The organism is Puniceibacterium sediminis, from assembly GCF_900188035.1.
GTDB classification, from domain to species: Bacteria; Pseudomonadota; Alphaproteobacteria; order Rhodobacterales; family Rhodobacteraceae; genus Puniceibacterium; species Puniceibacterium sediminis.
Genome location: NZ_FZNN01000013.1, coordinates 77,318 through 98,250, shown reverse-complemented (window position 1 = coordinate 98,250; position 20,933 = coordinate 77,318). Strand labels below are relative to the sequence as shown.

Below are 20,933 nucleotides of genomic sequence, written 5' to 3'. Positions count from 1 at the left end.
TGTGTAATCCGATCTAAATCCGCGTGCCCGGCGCATGATCCGGACGTAAAAAAAGCCGCAAACCCGTGGGCTGCGGCCTTTCAGTCGATTTCAGAGGAAGCGATCAGTCGTCGCTGGCGTCCAGATATGCGATAAGGTTCACACGATCCTCGGCCTTGGGCAGGCCGGCAAAGCTCATCGCCGTGCCGGGGGCCGCTGCACGCGGGTTTTCAAGGAAATGCGATAGATTTTCTGGCGTCCAGGTGTCGCCGACCTGAAGAAGAGCACCCGAGTAGCCGCCGTAACCGTCTGCCGAGTCAATAGCGCGGCCTACGACGCCGTAAAGGTAGGGGCCTGTGGCGTTTTCGCCATTTTCCAGCTTGTGGCAGGCGCGGCACTTGCCGAACACTTTTTCGCCCTTTGCGGCATCGGCCGAAGCCATCAGCGTTGCAAAATCAACCGTTTCGGCTTCGCCCCCGGAGGCGCCCGCATCTGCGACCTCGATCACATAGGCCTGCGCATCTTCGCCATGGCCACCGCCGACGTGATACAGGCTTTCTGCGGCCCAGTTGCCCAGAAGAAAGATCAGAAGCGCGCCACAGAAGCCGCCAAGCACTTTAGTAAAGGTCATTGTATCAAGCATTGATCGCGTGTCCGTCTAATGTCTGTCTGTTAGGGCCGATATCTACGGCTTCCCCTCATTGCTGGCAAGGTGTAGAAGCCGCGACCAAACGCCCAAGGGCTTAGAATTGAAAATAGTGAGGCAATGATGAACGGTCGGATAGCCTTTCAGGGTGAACTTGGCGCCTATTCCCATCAAGCCTGCCGCGAGGCGCGCGCCGATATGGAGGCGCTGGCCTGCCGCACCTTCGAGGACGCGATAGAGGCCGTGCGCTCGGGCGAGGCCGATCTTGCCATGCTGCCGGTCGAGAATTCGACCTATGGCCGGGTGGCGGATATTCATTCTCTGCTGCCCCAGTCGGGCCTGCACATCATCGACGAAGCCTTTGTGCGTGTGCATATCAACCTTCTCGCGCTGCCCGGCACGCCCTTGGACCAGATCAAACAGGCGATGAGCCACACCGTGCTACTGGGCCAATGCCGCCGGTTCCTGAGCGAACACGGCATCGACCGTATTACCGGCGCGGATACGGCCGGCTCGGCCAAGGATGTGGCGGCGATGGGAGACCCTTCGGTGGCGGCGCTGGCCTCCGAACTCGCAGGCGAGATCTATGGCCTCGACGTGCTGGCGCGTCATATCGAGGATCAGGGCAATAATACGACCCGTTTCCTGATTATGTCGCGTGAGGCGGACATGTCGCGGCGCGGTGAGCACGGAATGATCACCAGCTTCATGTTTCAGGTCCGCAACATCCCGGCGGCGCTTTACAAGGCGATGGGCGGTTTTGCCACCAACGGCGTCAACATGACCAAACTCGAATCCTACATGGCCGGCGGATCCTTCACCGCAACGCAGTTCTATGCCGACATCGAAGGTCACCCCGAGGATCCTGCGGTGCAGCGTGCCTTCGAAGAGCTGGATTATTTCACTGACATGCTGGAAATCCTCGGCACTTATCCAAGAGATCCCCGCCGGGACTGAGGTCTGCGGGCGTATTTTTAAAGATAAAAAGTCAGGAGGGCGCTTCGGTTTCATCTGCCGAAAAATGCTCCGGTCGAGGCTCCTTGAATGCGGCGGGTGCAGTGCCAAAAGCCTCGGTGCCGTCTGATGCCACTCTCAGATTAGCAGACCTGCGGCATTTTCATGTCTGAGAAGCCAGACTTTGGTTTCGACCCCGCCCACGCCTGAAAATCCGCCCAGACTGGTTGCGCCCAGCACCCGGTGGCAGGGAATTATGATCGGGATGGGATTGCCGCCGCAGGCTTGCCCCACGGCTTGCGCAGGCGCACCCAGATCCTTGGCGATGTCGCCATAGGTGCGGGTTTCGCCCGGCGGGATGGCGGCGATCGCGGCGCAGACGGCGCGCTGGAATTCAGATCCCGAGGCGTGGAGCGGCAGGTCAAAGCGCGTCTGGGGATCGTCGAAGTAGTCGGCAAGCTGCCGGGCCGCAGCCCGCAGAAGCGGCGTTTCGTCCGTGCCGCCGCTGCCCCATTCAAGGGACGTTACGGCACCTTCAGTCTCGGTGGCGGTCAGTGGCCCGAGGGGCGAGGGGAGGGTCCAGCGCGGCATGTCGAAGAATGCGCAAGATCCCCGAGAACTGTCCAGCCCGGCAATGTCGCAGGCGTCCAATTTCCTGTAGGTCGCAGCTCAAACTCAGGCATCGGGCACATGCTGCGCCCGATGCGGAAGCTGGTTGTCTTCTACCCTAGCTTAGCGCCGCATCACAGCGCGCGCAGGTGCCGGGATGGGCGTGTGTGCCGACATCCGGCAGGATTTTCCAGCAGCGCTGGCATTTGTCGCCTTCGGCCTTTTCGAAGACCACGCCAAAGCCGGGCACGTCGGGGAGACGGAATGCTTCGGTCGGGCTCGGATCGGCGGTCAGCGTGATGTCCGACGTGATGCAGACATCCTCGAAGGTGACCGACTTAAGCGCGTCAAGCGTCTGAGGATCTTCCACGTGCACCACCGGAGCGGCCTCGAGCGAGGCCCCGATGACCTTCTCGATCCGCTGCACCTCCAGCGCGGCAGTGACAGCGCGGCGGGCGCGGCGGACCTTGGTCCACTTGGCCCCCAGAGGTTCGTCCAGCCATTCGGCCGGTGTCTCGGGGATATCGACCAGATGCACCGAGGAATCATCGCCCGGGAACCGTTCCAGCCAGACCTCTTCCATGGTGAAGACCAGAACCGGCGCAAGCCAGGTGGTCAGACGGTGGAACAGGATGTCCATCACGGTACGTGCCGCGCGGCGGCGCGCTGTGTCGCCGTCACAGTAAAGCACATCCTTGCGCACGTCGAAATAGAAGGCCGACAGTTCCACGGTCGCAAAGTTGAACAGCGCCTGGAACACGCCCTGGAAATCATAGGCCGCGTAGCCAGTGCGCACCTTTTCATCCAGCTCGGCCAGACGGTGCAGGACCCAGCGTTCCAGTTCCGGCATCTCGGACGCCTCGACCCGGTCGGATTCCTCGAACGACGACAGCGCCCCCAGCAGGAACCGCATGGTGTTGCGCAACCGCCGGTAACCGTCCGCAGTCCCCTTGAGGATTTCCGGCCCGATGCGCAGATCGGCGGTATAATCCGCCTGCGCCACCCATAGACGCAGGATATCGGCACCGTACTGCTGCACGACCTTGTCCGGGGCCACGGTGTTGCCCACCGATTTGGACATCTTGTTGCCCTTCTCGTCCAGCGTAAAGCCGTGGGTCAGCACGCCGCGATAGGGCGCGCGGCCCTGCGTGCCGCAGCTTTGCAGCATGGAAGAATGGAACCAGCCGCGGTGCTGGTCAGTGCCTTCAAGATAGAGGTCGGCCAGCCCGTCCTCGGACCCGTCCGGGCGGTCACGCAGCACAAAGGCGTGGGTCGAGCCCGAATCGAACCAGACATCCAGGATGTCGAAGACCTGCTCCCATTCGTTAGGATCGTAATCGTTGCCCAGATACCGTTCTTTCGCGCCGGGCTTGTACCAGGCGTCCGCGCCTTCAACTTCGAACGACTCGAGCACGCGGGCATTGACAGCCGGATCGCGCAGCAGGAAATCGGCGTCGGTCGGCAATGCGCCCTTTTTGGTGAAACAGGTCAGCGGCACACCCCAGGCACGCTGGCGCGACAGCACCCAGTCGGGGCGCGCCTCGATCATGGAATAGAGCCGGTTGCGCCCTGTCTGCGGCGTCCATGTGACCAGCTTGTCGATCGAAGTCAGCGCGCGTTCGCGGATGGTCTTGCCATAGGTGTCCTGCCCGTCGCCGACGGGGCGGTCGATGGCGGCGAACCACTGCGGCGTGTTGCGGTAGATAACGGGCGCCTTCGAGCGCCAGCTGTGTGGGTAGGAATGCTTGATCTTGCCGCGCGCCATCAGGCCGCCGACTTCGACCAGCTTATCGATGACCGCGGCGTTGGCGTCGCCTTCCTTGCCGTTCGGCTTGAGGATTCGCTTGCCACCAAAGAACGGCAGGCTTTCGCGGAAGGATCCATCGTCCATTACGTTATAGGTGATGACCTGTTCCAGCATGCCGAGGTCGCGATAAAGTTCGTATTCTTCCATCCCGTGGGAAGGCGCGCAGTGCACAAACCCGGTGCCTTCTTCGTCGGTGACGAAATCGGCGGCGCGGAAGTCACGGGCATCGTCCCATTCGCCGTTCGCCCCCTCGGCACCGTGCAGAGGGTGGGTCAGGGTCATGCCAGCCAGCTGAGCCTGCGTCACGGTACGAACGCGCCGCCACTGACCTTCCTCAAGCCGAGCCTTCGCAAAGGTCTGTGCCGCCAGCTTGTCGGCGAGGATATAACGATCACCCGTGCTGACCCAGCTTTGTTCCGGCGTATCCACAACCACGTAAAGGCCGTAATCGAACCCGGCGCCATAGACGACGGCCTTGTTCGACGGGATGGTCCAGGGCGTCGTGGTCCAGATCACCACATGGGCGCCGACCATATCGTCATAGGTATGTGCCACCGCATCGGCCACGGCCTCGCGATCTTCGTCCGTTGCTTCTTCGTCGGACAGTTCGACATCGGGCAGATCAAAGCTCGCCACGCGGAACTTCACCCAGATCGTAAAGCTTTCCTTGTCGTGATACTCGACCTCGGCCTCGGCCAGGGCGGTTTCCTCGATGGGGGACCACATGACCGGTTTGGAGCCCTGATAGAGTGTGCCGGTCATCAGGAACTTCTGGAATTCCTCGGCGATGATACGCTCGGCGCGGAAATCCATCGTGAGGTACGGATTGTCCCAGGTGCCGGTGATGCCCAGACGCTTGAACTCATCCCTTTGGATGTCGACCCAGCCTTCGGCGAATTTGCGGCATTCCTGACGGAAATCCACCACCGGAACGTCGTCCTTGTTCAGTCCCTTGTTGCGGTACTGTTCTTCGATCTTCCATTCGATCGGCAGGCCGTGGCAGTCCCAGCCGGGGATATAGCGCGCATCGCGGCCCATCATCTGCTGGCTGCGCACCACCATATCCTTGAGGATCTTGTTCAGCGCGTGGCCGATGTGCAGATGGCCGTTCGCATAGGGGGGGCCGTCGTGCAGGGTGAAGGGCTTGCGCCCCTCGGCCTTTTCACGAAGCTTTTCGTAAACTCCGATCCGCGCCCAGCGATCCAGCCATTCCGGTTCGCGCTTGGGCAGGCCCGCGCGCATCGGAAAGTCGGTCTTGGGCAGGTTCAGGGTGGTTTTGTAGTCAACGGTTTCGGCGGTGGTTTCAGGCGTGTCGGCACACATTTCGGGCGTCCTCAAGAGACTGCGGAATTTACGGGTGAGGGGCGGCGCGGCTGTCCAGACGCCTGATCCCGGCGCATCGTAAGTTTACGGCGCCGGGCAAATAATTCGAATGATGATCTTGGAGAGGTGCATCATGGGCGGCGTTATAGGCCCGGGACGTGTTCGCGTCCAGTAGGCAAGGAACGCTGGCACATCTTCCCGGAAAACGGACTAGTTCCAAAAATAAGGCAGCGTTTGACGCCGACGGCACGCTATCTTTTGTCGGTGGTGAATAGGCCGGATAGGGCCGTGCGGATGATGCTGCGCACTGACGGGCGCGCCTTGCGGCCAAAGGGCAGGGGACGGCATACCTCCATCGCCGCAACCCCGACCCGTGCGGTGAGTGCGCCGTTCACCAGACCCTCGCCAAAGCGGCGCGACAACTTGGCAAGGATGCCGCCGCCCAGAATGGGTTCCAGCATGTCGTCACCGACAGCCACCGCCCCCGTCGCCACAAGATGGGACATCACGGCGCGGGTCAGCCGCCAGCTGCCCAGAGTGCCGGATCGCCCGCCGTAGATTTCTGCAATGCGACGGATCATCCGCAGGTTCTGGCTCAGCGCCGCGGCAACGTCGGCAAAGGCTAGCGGGACGAGTGCGGTTACGGTGGCGACCTGACGTGCCGCCGCTTCGACCTCACGCCGTGCGGCCAGATCCAGAGGGGTCAGCAACTCCTGTTCCGCCAGATGGAACAGGGCAGAGGCGTCGAACATGTCGACCTGCCGTTCGGCCAGCCGATCGCGGCCCCATTTGGTGTCCTCCCGCCCCTTGTAGAGCGCGGTGAGATCCTCGATCACCTTGCGTGCTGCACTCAGATCCTCGGCTGCCAGCGCCGCAGCGGCAGCTCGGTGCAGGTGGTCGATGCGTTTGAGGCGGGAAAAGACCGAAAGCTCCTTGATGGCAATCATCAGAATGACGGCGATGAACAGCGCAAACAGCACCGCCACCGCATAGCCAAGCAGCGGCACCTGCGCGATGAGGTTCGTCACAAACCCCCAGGCGGCGATAGATACCACCGTGCCAATGATGCCGCCCAGCAGTGCCCAGAACCAGCGGGCAAGCCTAGATCCGGGCCGGGCCGCAAGTGCGGCAGCCGCCGCCATCGCCTGACCCGACGGAGTGGGCATGTCGAGGTCCGGAACGGGCGGTGCCTCGGCCGGACCCGGACGTGGTGTTTCGCTATCGTCGAGGTTGATCAGGACCGGGCCTTTGGGGGTGCTCATGGCTGTGCCTTTTCTGCGGGGTCGGGGGCCGATTTCATGGTGGGTTTTTGCCAACGAAAAAGGACGTCCGGCAGGCCTTCGTCATTGTCGCGCCCGTCGGTGCGGCGAACCTCGGTGAAACCTTCGCGACGGTAAAAACGCTGTGCGCCGGTGTTGGCTTCGAACGTCCAGAGGGTCAGGGTGTCAGAGGTCGTCTTGGCGTTATCCAGCAGGGCGCGGCCCACGCCCTTGTTGCGCGCCGAAAGGGCGACAAACAGGGCATTCACCTCAGCGCCATCTTGGGCAAGGAACCCGAGGGGTCGCTGCTCCTCAAGGTCCTCGGCAACAGTGACCCAGCCCCGGTCGATCATGTGGCCGACAAACGCGATATCCTCGGCCCCGGTATGCAGGCGCGGTTTCCATGGGTTTTCCGCAACCGCAGCAGTCATCATGGCGGCAAGACTGCCCGCATCCGTGGATCTTGCAGGGCGCAGCAAAAAATTCACAGCTTGTCTCCGATCAGGAACTGCGCAGCGCGGTCAAGCCTGATGTGCGGCGGTCCTTCGCCGGGGCTCAGCGACAGGGGTGCGGGGGCGAAAGACATGATCTGATAATCCTGATCCAGCCACTTTCCGGCCCCCGTCCGCGCAGGGCCAAGCAGATGCGCAGGGTCTTCGGGCAGTTCACCGGGGTAAAAGGCGGCTTCTTTGCCGGTATCGAGCAGCCGTCCCCGCACGCAGTCGAGCGTCTGGCCGTCGTGCTGGATCGTCTCTTCGACCGTGGCGCGCAGAGAGGCGACCGACATGGCCTGCGTCTCCGCTCCGGCAAAGCGGGCGCGGTCGCGAGCATCGCGGGTAAGCGCCTCCATGATCGCGGTAAGGCGGCGGTGCTGGGTATGGTGCAGATGGTCGGCCTTGGTCGCGGCGAACAGGATCTTCTCCACCCGTTTGCCCCGCAGCAGTTGGCTCAGGAACGCATTGCGTCCGGGGCGGAACGCCGAAAGCAGATCGGCCATGGTCCGGCGCAGATCCTCGATTGCTGCGGGGCCCTTGTGGATCGCACCCAAGGCGTCGACTAGAACGATCTGGCGGTCGAGCTTGGCAAAATGATTGCGAAAGAACGGCTGCACGACCTGCGCCTTGTAAGCCTCGAACCGGCGGTCCATCTCGCGCCAAAGCGATTTGCGGGGGGCCTTATCCTGTGGGGGCAGGGGTGCGAAGGTCAGAACAGGCGACCCCGACATTTCGCCCGGTAACAGGAAACGCCCTGGGGTCAGGTCGGAATACCCGTCCTTGCGGGCGGCTTCGAGATAGGCGGTGAAAGATTGGGCAAGGCTGCGGGCACGGGTCTCTTCCAGATCTGCTGTGCTGTCTTCGGCTTGCGCCTGCGCCAGGAACGACGTGGCGCTGGGTCGGGAGGCAAGGCGGGTCAGTGTTTCCTGCGACCACTCGGCATAGGATTTGTCCATGAGAGCAAGGTCAAGCAACCATTCCCCAGGATAATCGATGAGATCGAGGTGCACCGTGCGCGGCCCCTGTATCCCCGCGAGCAGTCCCGAAGGGCGGACTTTGAGGGACAGGCGTAGTTCACTGACATTGCGGGTACTTTCCGGCCAATGCGGTGTGCGGGCGGTCAGGGCACCAAGATGATCCTCGTATTCGAACCTCGGGATCGTGTCGTCCGGCTGTGGTTGCAAATAGGCGGCCTGAATGCGGCCATCGGCAGCGGCGAGCAGGCCGGGCATCCGGCCACGGTCCATGAGATTGGCGATAAGTGAGGTCAGGAACACCGTCTTGCCCGATCGTGCAAGGCCGGTCACACCCAGCCGGATGACGGGATCGAAGAAGGCACCGGACACGGTGTCGGCCACATTCTCGACGCTGCGCGTCAGCTTGTCGGCGATGGTTCCTATGACCACGTGGAAGTTCCCCCGGTTTGATACCCAAGGATCAAGATAGACACGGGCAGGCCCGGGTGCCAGTGCCTGTGCGGGGATTGTCCGCGCTCTGTGCCAAGGTAAGAGGCGGATTTGTTAAGGGTCGATCAGCAGGTCAGCCTAGCTTTGTAGGCATGGGACGCAAGGCGTCTGCGTTGCATGTGTCACGCTGCACGCGGAGACCGCCACGACACAGGGCTGAGAAAATTCCGGTCAGGGGCAAACCCGCAAAGCTGGATACAGCGCCCCTGCACCGTGAAGTATTGCCTGAGCCCATGCGCCGTTATAGGAGGCGGCATGCCCAGATATGCTCTTAAAATCGAATACCATGGTGGCCCGTTCTCTGGTTGGCAGCGGCAGGCCGAACAGCCGTCGGTTCAAGGCGCGATCGAGGCCGCCCTTTCACGGCTGGAACCGGGAGAGCACACCATTGCCGCCGCGGGCCGAACGGACGCCGGAGTGCATGCGCGTGGGCAGGTCTGTCACTGTGATCTGAGCAGGGACTGGGATGCCTACCGTCTGTCCGAAGCGCTGAACTTTCATCTGAAGCCTGCACCGGTGGCCATTGTCGCCGCAGCGCCTGTGCCCGACGACTGGCATGCGCGCTTTTCGGCGGTCGAGCGGCGTTACCTGTACCGCATAATCTCGCGGCGCGCGCCCTTGACGATGGAGGCGGGGTTGGTCTGGCGGGTGAACCATGCTCTTGACTTGGACGCCATGCGCGACGGGGCGGCACATCTGTTGGGACTGCATGATTTCACTACGTTCCGTTCGGTGGCGTGCCAGGCCAAAACGCCGGTCAAGTCATTGGATGCGCTCGATATAGCCAAGGTCGAGACGGATGCGGGAACGGAATTCCAATTTCGCGTCCGTGCCCGGTCGTTCCTGCACAATCAGGTGCGCAGCTTTGTCGGAACGCTGGAACGTGTCGGATCAGGCAGGTGGACGCCCGATGCGGTTCGTGACGCGCTTGATGCAAAGGACCGTTCTGCCTGTGGTCCGGTGGCTCCGTCGCAGGGGCTGGCCCTGATGGCCGTGGGCTATCCGAGCGATCCGTTCGTCTGAAAATGCCCTGCTTTAAGTCAGTAATCGGTACTGACCGAATTACCTGAATGTCTCTTTGCGTCGCTACAAACCCGCCGACCGCGCAATCTGTTTCAGACGCTGGATTAATTCACTGGGGGGAATAACATGCGTCATCTGCATCTCTGAGCTTTGTGTCGCATCAGTGGTGATCCGCAGTCGAAGCTGTTCGGCCCTTTGAACCACTTCGCATTCTGCCAAGTGCACCGGGAGTAGTCGCGCATAGCTTGGCGCCAAATGCGAATCCTTTGGGTTCAGCGTCAATTCTGCCGTTCCGCTCAGGGCTGCACAGGCTGCCATCAGATCCGTTAGCATCAAGGGAAGGCGCAGTATCGGACTGTCGCGAGTGTCGGCAAGCGCCATCAACAGCGCGTCGCAATCGCGTTCTTCGGCCACGTGCCACTGCGCCGCCCGGCCAAAAACTTCCGCCTGTTCCGCAGAAAAGCCTGATGATTGGGCAGCCCGTGTCGCGAGTGTCTGAAGATCCAACTTATTGTTCATTCCAGCCATCCCTCGATAGGTGTTGTTTGGGGTCTGTCGCCGCCGCGTCAGTGGCATTGTGAAACGGATCTGTGTTTTGCTTCATCACAGATACAACGCCCTATCCTGCCCAAGAGTTTCATCGCCCTGATGTGACCAGACGTCGCGTCGGTCAAAAGTTGCGCGCGGAGCATCTCGCCCTTCGATCACTCCCTGCCCAACGCGCCAAACCAAGACACCCACATGTGCTTGTATTCCGGCGCCAGCGCTGTAAAGAACAGTCCCATGAACAGCGCATCTCATATCCGACGACTCGTCTGAGTCTCTGACCGTGCCCGGGAAACCGGGTGCTTGCCTGTTGATATCCCCCTGACAACTTGACTTGCCCCCGTGCTCTTGGCACCAATCGGGCTTCTTACAAAGGGTAGACCCATGATTTCCACCGTCTTGCCGACCTATAACCGTGCGCCGCTCAGCTTTGTCAAAGGCGAGGGCAGCTGGCTGATCGAGGCGGACGGGCGCCGATTTCTGGACCTTGGTGCTGGTATCGCGGTGAACGCGCTGGGCCATGCCCACCCTGATCTGGTGGCCGCCCTGACCGAACAGGCAAATGCGGTTTGGCATGTGTCCAACCTCTACCAGATTCCGCAGCAGCAAAAACTGGCCGATCTGCTGGTAGAACACACCTTTGCCGATACCGTGTTCTTTACCAATTCCGGGACCGAGGCCTGTGAGCTGGCGGTCAAGATGGCCCGCAAATACTGGTACGACAAGGGTCAACCTGACCGGACCGATATCATCACTTTTGCAGGTTCCTTTCACGGCCGTTCTTCCGCCGGCATCGCCGCTGCAGGATCGGAAAAGATGACCAAGGGCTTTGGCCCGCTGCTGCCCGGCTTTGTCCATCTGCCTTGGGACGATTTCGACGCACTAAAGGCGGCAATCACTGAAAACACCGCCGCCATCCTGATTGAACCCGTGCAGGGCGAGGGCGGCATTCGCCCCCTCTCGGACCAGTGGCTAAAGGATCTCAAGGCCTTGGCCGAAGAAACCGGAACCTTGCTGATCCTTGACGAAGTGCAGTGCGGCATGGGCCGGACCGGACGGCTCTTTGCGCACGAATGGGCCGGGGTCACGCCTGATATCATGATGGTCGCCAAGGGCATCGGCGGCGGCTTTCCCCTTGGCGCGGTGCTCGCGACCGAGGACGCCGCCAGCGGCATGACCGCAGGCACCCACGGATCGACCTATGGTGGCAATCCGCTGGGCTGCGCCGTGGGCATTGCGGTGATGAACCATGTGGCCGACCCGGCCTTCCTTGCCGAGGTCAACCGCAAGGCCGGCATGCTGCGTCAAAAGCTTGAAGGGCTTGTGGCCGCGCACCCCGATGTGTTCGAGGGGGTGCGGGGGCAGGGACTGATGCTTGGCCTCAAATGCGTTGCCGTGAACGCGGATGTGGTCAAGGCAGGCTATGATGCGCAGGTCATCACCGTTCCGGCTGCGGATAACGTGATCCGGCTGCTGCCCGCCCTAAACATCACCGACGACGACATTGCCGAGGCGGTTCAACGCCTTGATGCCGCCGCGACCGCGATTGAAGCGGCCTGAGAGAAATTCGAACGTCTCCGGGTCAGAAATTTCAACGGGTGCGGGGGCATGGCCCCCGAAACTCCGCCAAGAAAAGCAAGAACAATGAACCATTTTCTCGATATCCACAAAACTGATCCCGGCGCGCTGCGGGGCATGATCGACAGCGCCGCAGCGATGAAGACCGCCCGGCGCGGTGCCCCCAAGGCGACCCCGGATACCGAACAACCGCTGGCCAACCACATGGTCGCGCTGATCTTTGAAAAGCCATCGACCCGGACGCGTGTTTCTTTTGACGTCGGTGCGCGCCAGATGGGGGCCGAGACCATGGTGCTGTCCGGCAATGACATGCAGCTGGGACATGGCGAAACCATCGCTGACACCGCTCGGGTGCTGTCACGCTATGTCGATATGATCATGATCCGGACATTCGACGAGGCGGTGCTGACGGAAATGGCGGAATACGCCTCTGTCCCGGTAATCAACGGCCTCACTGATCGCACGCACCCCTGCCAGATCATGGCGGATGTTCTCACGTTCGAGGAGCACAGGGGGCCGATCAAAGGCAAGAAGGTCGTCTGGGCTGGCGATGGCAACAACGTTTGCGCCTCATGGCTACATGCCGCGGGCCAGTTCGGCTTTGATCTGACGTTCACGGGCCCGGTACAGCTCGACCCTGAGATGGAGTTCGTCGGCCTTGCCCGCAATGCCGGTGCCACGGTGACGATAGAGAGGGACCCGGCCAAGGCTGTCGAAGGTGCCGATCTGGTGGTCGCCGATACCTGGGTCAGCATGCACGATGCGCAATCCGCCCGCGAACGCCGCCACAACATGCTGCGCCCGTATCAGATCAACCGGGCATTGATGGATCATGCCAAGCCGGACGCGCTGTTCATGCATTGCCTGCCCGCCCACCGGGAAGAAGAAGTCACGTCAGAAGTGATGGACGGCCCGAATTCGGTCATTTGGGACGAAGCCGAGAACCGCCTGCACGCGCAGAAGGCGGTCATGCGCTGGTGTCTTGAGGTCTGATACTGCTGTCTTTCCCGGTGTGACCCTGCACGCTCAGGTCCCCCTGGGTTTGACGCGCAGGGTCGGATCGGCCTCTCGTGGGTTTTCGGGCCAGGGGTGGCGGGGGTATCTTCCGCGCATGTCCTTGCGCACATCGTCGTAAGAACTATCCCAGAAGCCCGGAATATCCAGCGTGGTCTGCACCGGGCGCCCGGCGGGGGACAACAGGGTGACACGCAGCGGCGTGTTGCCCACGGTCGGATGGCTCGTCTGGCCGAACATTTCCTGCAAACGCAGCGATATTTCCGGGGCCTCGCCGGAATAGTCGATCGGGATCTGGCGGCCCAGCGGCGTGGTGAAGCTGCCCGGCACCGCCCGGTCCAGTGCCTGCATCGCATCCCAGTCGAGCTGCGCGCGCAGGGCTGGCAACAGGTCGAACTTCTTCCAGTGATCAGCTGTGGTCACACCGCTCAGGTAGGGCAGTAGCCAGTCCTCCAGCCGCTCGGTCAATCCATCAATGGACATGTCGGGCAGGGCATGGCCAGCGGCTCGGGCAATACCAACCCTCGCCACAAAGCGGCGCGCGGGATCAGAAAGGGCCAGGCCCAGATCGCGTACCCCCTCCAGCATGGCCCGGGCTAGGGCGTCGGCAGGGGCGTCTTTCCAGATCCGGTCGTCGAGCGCGATGGCACCGAGTTTTTCCTGCTGACGGGCCGTGACGCGGCGGTCCCGTTTCGACCAGTGGCAGGTGTTTTTCCATGCGATCTGATCTGCAAACAGGTCGCGCAGTTCGGGTTCGGTGATCTGGATGGCCTGACGAATGCGGGCCTCGCGCGGGTTGCCATCAAGGTCGGTGGCAATAATCAGACGGGCACCGGCCAGCGTATCGCTGTCGCCCAGAACCGCGCCCTTGCCGCCCGAAAGCTGATATCGCGGGGCGTCGCCCTTGCGGCGCAGGCCGATGCGGTCGGGATAAGCCAGCGCAGCGGTCTGGGCTGGGGAAGGCATCGAAGCATTCGCCGGAGCCCGCGCTGATTTGGCCAGACGGCGCGCTTCGGTCTGGATGCGGTTCAGGGCAGGACGATTGAGGCCATAAGGCCGTGTCGCGGAAAACTGGCGCGGATCACGCAGCGCTTCGACCCGGAGCAGGAGGTCCGAAGGCGCCCCGTTCAGCGGATCGCGGTCAGCCAGAAGTGCGGCCATCGGTGCGGCGCTCGGCCCTGCGGTGGCAAGCATATGAGCAAGCCGTGGGTGCAGTGGCAAACGGGCCAGCTGGCGTCCATGGGCGGTGATCCGGTTCGCGCTGTCCAGTGCCCCGAGCATCTGCAAGAGGGCCTGCGCTTCGGCCAGTGCGCCGGGATTTGGCGGGGTCAGCAGGGGCAGTGCCTCAGCCTGCGCGCCCCATAGCGCCAGTTCCATGGCAAAGCCCGCAAGGTCCGCGGCCTCGATCTCCGCCGGGGGAAAGGGTAGAAGTGCGCCCTCTTCTCCCTTCGTCCAAAGCCGGTAAGCCACGCCCGGTGCCACACGGCCCGCACGGCCTGCGCGCTGGGTGGCCTCGGCTCGCGTGACCTTTTGGGTGATCAGACGCGACATGCCCGATCCAGGATCAAAGCGCGCACGCCGCGCACGACCGCCGTCGACGACCACAAGAATATCTTCGATGGTGAGCGATGTTTCGGCGATGGCAGTGGCAAGAACGATCTTGCGACCCTCTTTCGCCGGGGCAATCGCGGCACGCTGCGCGGCAAAGTCCATGGCCCCGAACAGGGGGCGAATGTGATGATCAGCGGGCAGGCGTGACTTCAGCAGAGCCTCGGTGCGGCGGATTTCACCCTCGCCCGGAAGAAAGGCAAGGATGCCGCCAGAGGATTCCGCAGCCGCCGAGGCAATCAGATCAGCCATTGCCGGTTCGAACCGCTGATCGCGGGGCAGGGGGCGGTCAAGCCAGCGGGTTTCGACCGGATAACTACGCCCTTCCGAAGTCAGGATCGGCGCCTGCATGAGGTCGGCCACCGGGGCGGCGTCGAGCGTGGCGGACATGGCGAGCAGGATGAGATCGTCGCGCAGCGCGCCTGCGATTTCAAGGCAGAGCGCGAGGCCAAGATCGGCATTGAGCGAGCGTTCGTGAAATTCATCGAAGATCACCGCGCCGATGCCGCGCAGTTCCGGGTCGGACTGGATACGGCGGGTGAGGATGCCTTCGGTGACCACTTCGATCCGCGTCTGGGGCGAAACCTTTGCCTCGCCCCTTATGCGGTAGCCGACAGTCTGGCCGACGGGCTCGCCCAGTGTTTCGGCCATGCGTTCGGCGGCAGCGCGCGCAGCAAGGCGGCGCGGTTCCAGCATGACGATGGTCTGCGCGGTGAGGCCCGCGTCGAGCATGGCGAGCGGCACGCGCGTTGTCTTGCCCGCGCCGGGGGGCGCCTGCAGCACAGCACGACCCCGGGCGCGCAGGGCGGTGATCAGGTCGGGCAGGATCGCGTCGATGGGAAGGGTGGTCATGGCGTGGGTTATGCGGGATTGGAGGTGAGGCGGCAAGTGTGGGGCGGCAGTCTGTGTGGGATGTGCCGGAGCGAGGTGGAGGCGCTTCGGGCTCCCCCGAATGTTTGCGGGATATGAGTGGGATTGAAGGTCTGCATTTCTGAAGGGGTGGACAAACTCGGGAATGAGAGGGCATCACTTTGGAGATTACAGGAGGTCCGGGCAGCATGGATATCGAGGAGTTGACGCGGGGCATCGCTGCTGGAGAGCGGCGTGCGCTGGCGCGGGGCATCACTCTGGTCGAAAGCGGACGCGCGGATCATCGTGCCCGCGCGACCGAACTGTTGGAGGCCTTGCGACCACTGGGCCGTCAGGCGCTGCGCATCGGGCTGTCGGGAACGCCGGGGGTGGGCAAATCGACCTTTATCGAAGCCTTTGGATTGATGCTGACAGGTCAGGGCCTGCGCGTCGCGGTGCTGGCGGTGGATCCCAGCTCGGCGCGCTCTGGTGGGTCAATCCTGGGTGACAAGACGCGGATGGAGCATCTGAGCCGGGACCCCAAGGCGTTTATCCGACCGTCGCCCAGCCAGACCCATCTGGGCGGCGTGGCCCGGCGGACGCGCGAAGTGATCAATCTGTGCGAGGCGGCAGATTTCGACGTGATCCTGATCGAGACCGTGGGCGTAGGCCAATCCGAGACGGTGGTATCGGAGATGTCCGATCTGTTTGTGCTGTTGCTCGCCCCTGCCGGCGGCGACGAGTTGCAGGGCGTCAAGCGTGGCATCATGGAGATGGCCGATCTGATCCTGGTCAACAAGGCCGATGGGGATCTGAAACCCTTGGCCATGCGCACCTGTGCGGATTATGCGGGGGCCCTGCGGCTGCTGCGCAAGCGAGCGCAGGACCCTGAGGGGTTCCCCAAGGCGCTGACCGTTTCGGCGCTGGAGGAGGCCGGTCTGGAAAAGGCTTGGGAAGAGATGCAGGCGCTGATCGACTGGCGGCGCGAAAATGGCCACTGGGCGGCACGGCGGGCGGATCAGGCGTGCTTCTGGTTCGCTTCCGAGGTGCGTGAGGGGCTTCTCGCCCGGCTCACGCGCGAGCCGGTGAAGGGGGCCATGGCGGCACTTTCGGAACGGGTCGGTAAGGGTGAGATGACGGCGGCGGCGGCAGCCAGGGAGCTGCTGGATGGCTATCTTTCCGGGCGCGGATGATGGTGCGCCGTTCACTTAGATGTCCCCAAACGTTTCGAGTGTTTTTTGATGGCGCCCACTTTGGCCGAGGTCAGGCGCGAAAAACATCGGCCTCTGACACGCCCAACCGTCCCCGGCCTCTTGACGCGCACGGCTGAAACGCTTACCCACCCGAAACGAGATTCTGGGCGCGGCTTTGCGGCGCCTTTTCATATTGGGTGAGGCAAGGGCTTTTTGGTGAGGTCCTGGCTATCGCCGAGAGCAAAGACGAGGATGGACCCATGTCGCGAGTATGCGAACTGACCGGAAAAGGCCCGATGTCTGGCAACAATGTCAGCCATGCCAACAACAAGACCCGTCGGCGTTTCCTGCCGAACCTGAACGACGTGACGCTTCAGTCCGAAGCTCTGGGCCGTGGCATCAAGCTGCGGATCTCGGCCTCGGCGCTGCGCAGCGTCGATCACCGTGGCGGGCTTGACCGGTTCTTGGCGAAGGCCAAGGATACAGAACTTTCGGCCGATGCGCTGAAGGTCAAGAAAGAGATCGCCAAGGCGCTCGTCGCTCAGGCCTGATCTTTCTGCCCGAACAGATTTCTCAGCCCTGATTGCGTGCAATCGGGGCTGTTTCTGTTTCCGATGCATGTTGGTGGGGCAATCGCAACGTGACGTTCCCTTGCAACCTTGCGGCAAGGCCGTCCCATGTCCGGGTGCACTGTCACAGGTTTCCGCCAGCGGCCACGCGCGGGCAGGGGCAGACCCCTGATGAGATGGCTGCAGGCACGGATGTAAGCGTATCCCTGCCACTGCAACCCGATCAGCCGCACCACGTCCGCAGGTGTGACCTTTGCCTCTGACGTTAGGGAGATGTCGTGCCCGGTCTTCTTGGTCATCCCCGAAATCGTGTTGCCGGAGCCCGAAAAGGTCCGGTTCTCCACCTCAAGGCTCAAGGCTCAAGGCTCAAGGCTCAAGGCTCTGATGCGCTATGCCAGCGTGCTTTTACCTTCGATCAGCATGTTCAGGCTGGGGCAGTAGGTAACGACCTTGCTCACGACGGTGCCACCTGTTCGGCAAAGCAGGATTCCACATTCTGAACGTTGTTGAACGCCATGTTCATAACCTGCGGAGCATTCCGATCAACGTGGGTGGCAAGGTGATTAGCCTGCCCTCAGGCATCGGTTTGGGTGGCGAGGGTAATGGTAATCGCTGTAACGAGGCGTTTCATGCTGTGGTTGAAATCCGAATTTGCATTTGATGTAAGCCCGATTTTTCATTTGGGAGTGCGATTTATTCCACGCGCGGGAAGCCGTTACCCGGGCCATTGGATAAAGGCGGACCCTGTCAGGCCATTACCGTTCAATACACGTCAGATAAAATTCTTGACTCACGCGTACTACTTAGAGAGGATAAGAGCACTTTTTTGAGACGACTAAATTTTAAAATCTAATACCTCAAATTTTTCAAAGGATTGATATGATGGAATTCACTAAAGAAATGACCAGATCGCTGGAGAAGACAGTCAGTGACCTTCAGGCGGCGGCGAATGCAGCGCCAACTCTGGATGTCGCTGTTGCGGCAATCTCGGCGACTTTCACCGTAGGCCCGGAAGGTGGGCACCTGCAAGGCTGGATCACCTATCTGGATGGTGCCCTCGGCAAGATTCATTTCAAGAGTACCAAGGTCACCCATCACAGTGGCCTTTTCGCGGGTGCCTTTGCCTTCCCTACCGTCCCCATCGCCAAACCGGACGCAATACTGGGCAAGCCTGGCAGAACCAAGGTCGACGGCAGTTGGTCCACGGGCATCGTCACGCTGTATGCCGGGTCCAGTCTGATCGGCGCTTTCCCTATCGCTGGTACGGGCGCTTTCGGTTGGTCCTTTGAGGCTGTCGTCGAATTCACAAAAGGCTAATCTCTTCGCTTTTTCATCAGAAATCGTGACTTGCGCGTTCGTCCCGAGGAAGCATTTGCACCGCAAATACGTTCGGGGCGGGCGCGTGTTTCATTTCAGGGGCAGCTTGGCACAGCGCCTCACTCCACATCAACGACCTGCAATCCCACAGTCCCAATGGCCGTATCCCTTCCGCGGTCGCGGTTCATCAGCATGGAATTGACAATGTAAAGGTCGGCGAGGTTGTAGAACGCCGCGTCCCCGGCAGCCGAGCCGACACGGATGCGGGCCTGATCTGCGGTGACATTCTCTCCGTCGCCGTCCGTATAACTGGCTCCCCAGGGGATCAGCGCGAACAGGGCGGGGTCGGAGTTGTCTGACAGGTTCTGCAGGATCGCCGTGATCTGCACGATGTCGGTGATCCGCTCATCCCCCAAATAACAGGCGCCCTCGTACCCGCCCATGGCGACCGCAGTGGCCCCGGCGATGAGGATGGTGACCGGGGCCGTGGCGATGGCTGCGGCTGTGCCCAGTGCGCCGCCCGCACCGCTTGCCATGCTCGCGCTGGCGGCGGTGGCCGTACTGACGGCGCTGCCGATCATGCTAAGGCCGGTTTGCGGGTGCTGGAGCGTGTAGGCCCCTGCTGCGCGGACCCCTGCACCCGCAGCCCCGACGAGGGCGCCAGTGCCGCCGCGCGCCGCCGCACCGGCCTTGCCCGCGATGATGCTGGGCCGGTAGTCGCAGACGGCGGCCCAGGCGGGCTGGGTCGCCAGTATCAGTACAAGGGTCAGAATCGGGCGCATATCGGCTCCTGCTCGGGTTTTTTACGCCAGTCTAATGCAGACGGGGCGCGCCGGGCAGGGGCATGCGATCACGAAATGGTAGGTCAGCTGTCCATCTTGAGGGCGGAAATGAACGCCTCTTGGGGGATGTCCACCTTGCCAAACTGGCGCATCCGTTTCTTACCGGCCTTCTGCTTTTCCAGCAGCTTCTTCTTGCGCGAGGCGTCGCCGCCATAACACTTGGCCGTCACGTCCTTGCGCATCGCGGCAAGGGTTTCACGTGCGATGACCTTGCCGCCGATGGCCGCCTGGATCGGGATCTTGAACATGTGGCGGGGGATCAGATCCTTGAGCTTTTCAACCATAGCGCGCCCGCGCATCTCGGCCCGGTCGCGATGGACCATGGTCGAAAGGGCATCGACAGGTTCGTCATTCACAAGGATCTGCATCTTGACAAGGTAATCTTCGCGGTAGCCGATCATCTGGTAGTCAAAGGAGGCATAGCCCTTGCTCACCGATTTCAGGCGGTCGTAGAAGTCAAAGACCACTTCGTTCAGCGGCAGGTCATAGACCACCATCGCGCGGGCGCCGACATAGGTAAGGTCAAGCTGTTCGCCCCGCCGATCCTGGCACAGCTTCAGCACATCGCCAAGATAGTCGTCAGGCACGAGGATCGATGCCTTGATCCGCGGTTCCTCGATGTGGTCGATGGTCGACGGATCGGGCATGTCGGCGGGGTTGTGCAGTTCTATCTCTGACCCGTCGCGCAGGAAAATCTTGTAGATGACCGACGGCGCGGTGGTGATCAGGTCGATGTCGTATTCGCGTTCCAGCCGGTCACGCACGACTTCGAGGTGCAACAGCCCAAGGAAGCCGCAGCGGAAGCCAAAGCCAAGCGCGGCAGAGGTTTCCATTTCAGAGGTAAACGATGCGTCGTTGAGCGAGAGTTTCTCGATCGCGTCGCGCATGTCTTCAAAGTCATTGGCATCGACCGGGAACAGGCCGCAGAAAACCACCGGAATCGACGGTTTGAAGCCGGGCAGGGGTGTCTCGCAGCCCTTCTTTTCGGTGGTGATCGTGTCGCCGACGCGGGTGTCGCGGACCTGTTTGATCTGCGCGGTGATATAGCCGATTTCGCCGGGGCCGAGTTCCTTGACCTCCATCATCGCGGGGCGATAGACGCCGATGCGGTCGATGTCATAGGTGCCGCCGGTCTTCATCATCTTGATGCGCTGGCCCTTTTTCAGCACGCCATCGATGACGCGCACGATGACCACAACACCCAGATAGGGGTCGTATTTGCTGTCGACCAGCATCGCCTTGAGCGGCTTGTCGGGATCGCCTTCTTTGGGCGGGGGCAGGCGTTTGACGATAGCCTCAAGCACGCTGGGGATGCCGACGCCGGTCTTGGCCGAGATGAGGCAAGAGTCAGAGGCGTCGATGCCGATGACATCCTCGATCTGTTCCTTGACACGCTCAACCTCGGCCGCGGGCAGGTCGATCTTGTTTAGGACCGGGACGATTTCGTGATTGGCGTCGATGGCGGTGTAGACGTTGGCCAGCGTCTGCGCCTCGACCCCCTGCGTGGCGTCAACCACCAGCAAGGATCCTTCGACCGCGCGCATGGAGCGGGAGACCTCGTAGGCAAAGTCGACGTGTCCGGGGGTGTCGATCAGGTTGAGGATGTATGTTTCGCCATCCTCGGCCTTGTATTCGATGCGGACGGTGTTCGCCTTGATCGTGATGCCGCGCTCGCGCTCGATATCCATCGAGTCGAGAAGCTGTTCCTTCATCTCCCGCGCGGTGACGGTGTTTGTGGATTGGATCAGCCGGTCGGCCAGGGTGGATTTCCCGTGGTCGATATGGGCGACGATGGAGAAGTTGCGGATATGGCTGAGCTGGGTCATGGTCGAGGGATATGTAAGGCTTTTGTGGCTT

General features: G+C 61.9%; 17 protein-coding genes. 7 read left to right on the top strand and 10 right to left on the bottom strand.

What is annotated here, in order from left to right; genetic code table 11:
- Positions 1-103: 103 nt before the first annotated feature.
- The gene (locus tag CHB75_RS14405; RefSeq protein WP_089271663.1) at positions 104-622 is read right to left on the bottom strand and encodes a c-type cytochrome; all 519 of its coding nucleotides are present in this window, start codon (positions 620-622) and stop codon (positions 104-106) included.
- A 126-nt stretch (positions 623-748) separates the two neighbouring features.
- On the opposite strand from CHB75_RS14405, the gene CHB75_RS14400 reads away from it, so the two are divergent.
- Entirely contained in the window at positions 749-1,582 is an 834-nt protein-coding gene (locus CHB75_RS14400; RefSeq protein WP_089271771.1) for a prephenate dehydratase, read from the top strand.
- A gap of 135 nt (positions 1,583-1,717) precedes the next feature.
- On the opposite strand, the gene CHB75_RS14395 is transcribed toward CHB75_RS14400, so the two are convergent.
- The 5 genes from CHB75_RS14395 to CHB75_RS14375 all read right to left on the bottom strand — a co-directional run bounded on the left by CHB75_RS14395 (position 1,718) and on the right by CHB75_RS14375 (position 8,477).
- Positions 1,718-2,170, bottom strand: a complete 453-nt coding sequence (locus CHB75_RS14395; RefSeq protein WP_089271769.1) for a methylated-DNA--[protein]-cysteine S-methyltransferase — start codon at positions 2,168-2,170, stop codon at positions 1,718-1,720.
- A gap of 136 nt (positions 2,171-2,306) precedes the next feature.
- The gene (gene ileS / locus CHB75_RS14390; protein ID WP_089271661.1) at positions 2,307-5,318 is read right to left on the bottom strand and encodes an isoleucine--tRNA ligase; all 3,012 of its coding nucleotides are present in this window, start codon (positions 5,316-5,318) and stop codon (positions 2,307-2,309) included.
- Positions 5,319-5,569: 251 nt separating this feature from the next.
- Positions 5,570-6,580, bottom strand: coding sequence for a YcjF family protein (locus CHB75_RS14385; RefSeq protein WP_089271659.1), 1,011 nt, complete (start codon positions 6,578-6,580; stop codon positions 5,570-5,572).
- Positions 6,577-7,065, bottom strand: coding sequence for a GNAT family N-acetyltransferase (locus CHB75_RS14380; RefSeq protein ID WP_089271657.1), 489 nt, complete (start codon positions 7,063-7,065; stop codon positions 6,577-6,579). The genes CHB75_RS14385 and CHB75_RS14380 overlap by 4 nt, the downstream gene beginning before the upstream one ends.
- The gene (locus CHB75_RS14375; protein ID WP_089271655.1) at positions 7,062-8,477 is read right to left on the bottom strand and encodes a YcjX family GTP-binding protein; all 1,416 of its coding nucleotides are present in this window, start codon (positions 8,475-8,477) and stop codon (positions 7,062-7,064) included. Before CHB75_RS14375 ends, CHB75_RS14380 begins: the two co-directional genes overlap by 4 nt.
- Positions 8,478-8,792: 315 nt before the next feature.
- Here CHB75_RS14375 and truA point away from each other — a divergent pair, with 315 nt between their 5' ends.
- A complete protein-coding gene (gene truA / locus CHB75_RS14370; protein ID WP_089271653.1) occupies positions 8,793-9,560 on the top strand; it encodes a tRNA pseudouridine(38-40) synthase TruA in 768 nt (255 codons plus the stop codon).
- Positions 9,561-9,623: 63 nt separating this feature from the next.
- Here truA and CHB75_RS14365 read toward each other — a convergent pair whose 3' ends face one another.
- Positions 9,624-10,136 (bottom strand): hypothetical protein, encoded by a 513-nt coding sequence (locus CHB75_RS14365; protein ID WP_141135117.1) that lies wholly within the window; start codon positions 10,134-10,136, stop codon positions 9,624-9,626.
- Between the two features lie 354 nt (positions 10,137-10,490).
- Here CHB75_RS14365 and CHB75_RS14360 point away from each other — a divergent pair, with 354 nt between their 5' ends.
- Both CHB75_RS14360 and argF read left to right on the top strand, forming a co-directional pair.
- The gene (locus CHB75_RS14360; RefSeq protein WP_089271649.1) at positions 10,491-11,666 is read left to right on the top strand and encodes an aspartate aminotransferase family protein; all 1,176 of its coding nucleotides are present in this window, start codon (positions 10,491-10,493) and stop codon (positions 11,664-11,666) included.
- Between the two features lie 84 nt (positions 11,667-11,750).
- Positions 11,751-12,677 (top strand): ornithine carbamoyltransferase, encoded by a 927-nt coding sequence (gene argF, locus CHB75_RS14355; protein ID WP_089271647.1) that lies wholly within the window; start codon positions 11,751-11,753, stop codon positions 12,675-12,677.
- 33 nt (positions 12,678-12,710) lie between these two features.
- On the opposite strand, the gene hrpB is transcribed toward argF, so the two are convergent.
- Positions 12,711-15,158: an ATP-dependent helicase HrpB gene (gene hrpB / locus CHB75_RS14350; RefSeq protein WP_089271645.1), complete on the bottom strand. Its 2,448-nt coding sequence runs from the start codon at positions 15,156-15,158 to the stop codon at positions 12,711-12,713.
- Between the two features lie 206 nt (positions 15,159-15,364).
- Between hrpB and meaB the strand changes: the two genes are divergently transcribed.
- The 3 genes from meaB to CHB75_RS14330 all read left to right on the top strand — a co-directional run bounded on the left by meaB (position 15,365) and on the right by CHB75_RS14330 (position 18,234).
- Complete coding sequence (gene meaB, locus CHB75_RS14345; protein WP_089271643.1) at positions 15,365-16,348, top strand: methylmalonyl Co-A mutase-associated GTPase MeaB; 984 nt, start codon at positions 15,365-15,367, stop codon at positions 16,346-16,348.
- A 260-nt stretch (positions 16,349-16,608) separates the two neighbouring features.
- Entirely contained in the window at positions 16,609-16,899 is a 291-nt protein-coding gene (gene rpmB, locus CHB75_RS14340; protein WP_089271641.1) for a 50S ribosomal protein L28, read from the top strand.
- A 900-nt stretch (positions 16,900-17,799) separates the two neighbouring features.
- Positions 17,800-18,234 carry a hypothetical protein gene (locus tag CHB75_RS14330; RefSeq protein WP_089271639.1) on the top strand — a complete coding sequence of 145 codons (435 nt, stop codon included), beginning with the start codon at positions 17,800-17,802 and terminating at the stop codon, positions 18,232-18,234.
- 119 nt (positions 18,235-18,353) lie between these two features.
- On the opposite strand, the gene CHB75_RS14325 is transcribed toward CHB75_RS14330, so the two are convergent.
- Together CHB75_RS14325 and lepA are read right to left on the bottom strand one after the other, a co-directional pair.
- Entirely contained in the window at positions 18,354-19,016 is a 663-nt protein-coding gene (locus CHB75_RS14325; RefSeq protein WP_089271637.1) for a hypothetical protein, read from the bottom strand.
- Between the two features lie 83 nt (positions 19,017-19,099).
- A complete protein-coding gene (gene lepA / locus CHB75_RS14320; protein ID WP_089271635.1) occupies positions 19,100-20,902 on the bottom strand; it encodes a translation elongation factor 4 in 1,803 nt (600 codons plus the stop codon).
- Positions 20,903-20,933 lie beyond the last annotated feature (31 nt).

Excerpts from the sequence above, each read along its gene's own strand:
- CHB75_RS14405 (WP_089271663.1), bottom strand. The coding sequence starts at position 622 with ATGCTTGATACAATGACCTTTACTAAAGTGCTTGGCGGCTTCTGTGGC.
- CHB75_RS14400 (WP_089271771.1), top strand. The coding sequence starts at position 749 with ATGAACGGTCGGATAGCCTTTCAGGGTGAACTTGGCGCCTATTCCCAT.
- CHB75_RS14395 (WP_089271769.1), bottom strand. The coding sequence starts at position 2,170 with ATGCCGCGCTGGACCCTCCCCTCGCCCCTCGGGCCACTGACCGCCACC.
- ileS (WP_089271661.1), bottom strand. The coding sequence starts at position 5,318 with ATGTGTGCCGACACGCCTGAAACCACCGCCGAAACCGTTGACTACAAA.
- CHB75_RS14385 (WP_089271659.1), bottom strand. The coding sequence starts at position 6,580 with ATGAGCACCCCCAAAGGCCCGGTCCTGATCAACCTCGACGATAGCGAA.
- truA (WP_089271653.1), top strand. The coding sequence starts at position 8,793 with ATGCCCAGATATGCTCTTAAAATCGAATACCATGGTGGCCCGTTCTCT.
- CHB75_RS14365 (WP_141135117.1), bottom strand. The coding sequence starts at position 10,136 with ATGCCACTGACGCGGCGGCGACAGACCCCAAACAACACCTATCGAGGG.
- CHB75_RS14360 (WP_089271649.1), top strand. The coding sequence starts at position 10,491 with ATGATTTCCACCGTCTTGCCGACCTATAACCGTGCGCCGCTCAGCTTT.
- argF (WP_089271647.1), top strand. The coding sequence starts at position 11,751 with ATGAACCATTTTCTCGATATCCACAAAACTGATCCCGGCGCGCTGCGG.
- hrpB (WP_089271645.1), bottom strand. The coding sequence starts at position 15,158 with ATGACCACCCTTCCCATCGACGCGATCCTGCCCGACCTGATCACCGCC.
- meaB (WP_089271643.1), top strand. The coding sequence starts at position 15,365 with ATGGATATCGAGGAGTTGACGCGGGGCATCGCTGCTGGAGAGCGGCGT.
- rpmB (WP_089271641.1), top strand. The coding sequence starts at position 16,609 with ATGTCGCGAGTATGCGAACTGACCGGAAAAGGCCCGATGTCTGGCAAC.
- CHB75_RS14330 (WP_089271639.1), top strand. The coding sequence starts at position 17,800 with ATGGAATTCACTAAAGAAATGACCAGATCGCTGGAGAAGACAGTCAGT.
- CHB75_RS14325 (WP_089271637.1), bottom strand. The coding sequence starts at position 19,016 with ATGCGCCCGATTCTGACCCTTGTACTGATACTGGCGACCCAGCCCGCC.
- lepA (WP_089271635.1), bottom strand. The coding sequence starts at position 20,902 with ATGACCCAGCTCAGCCATATCCGCAACTTCTCCATCGTCGCCCATATC.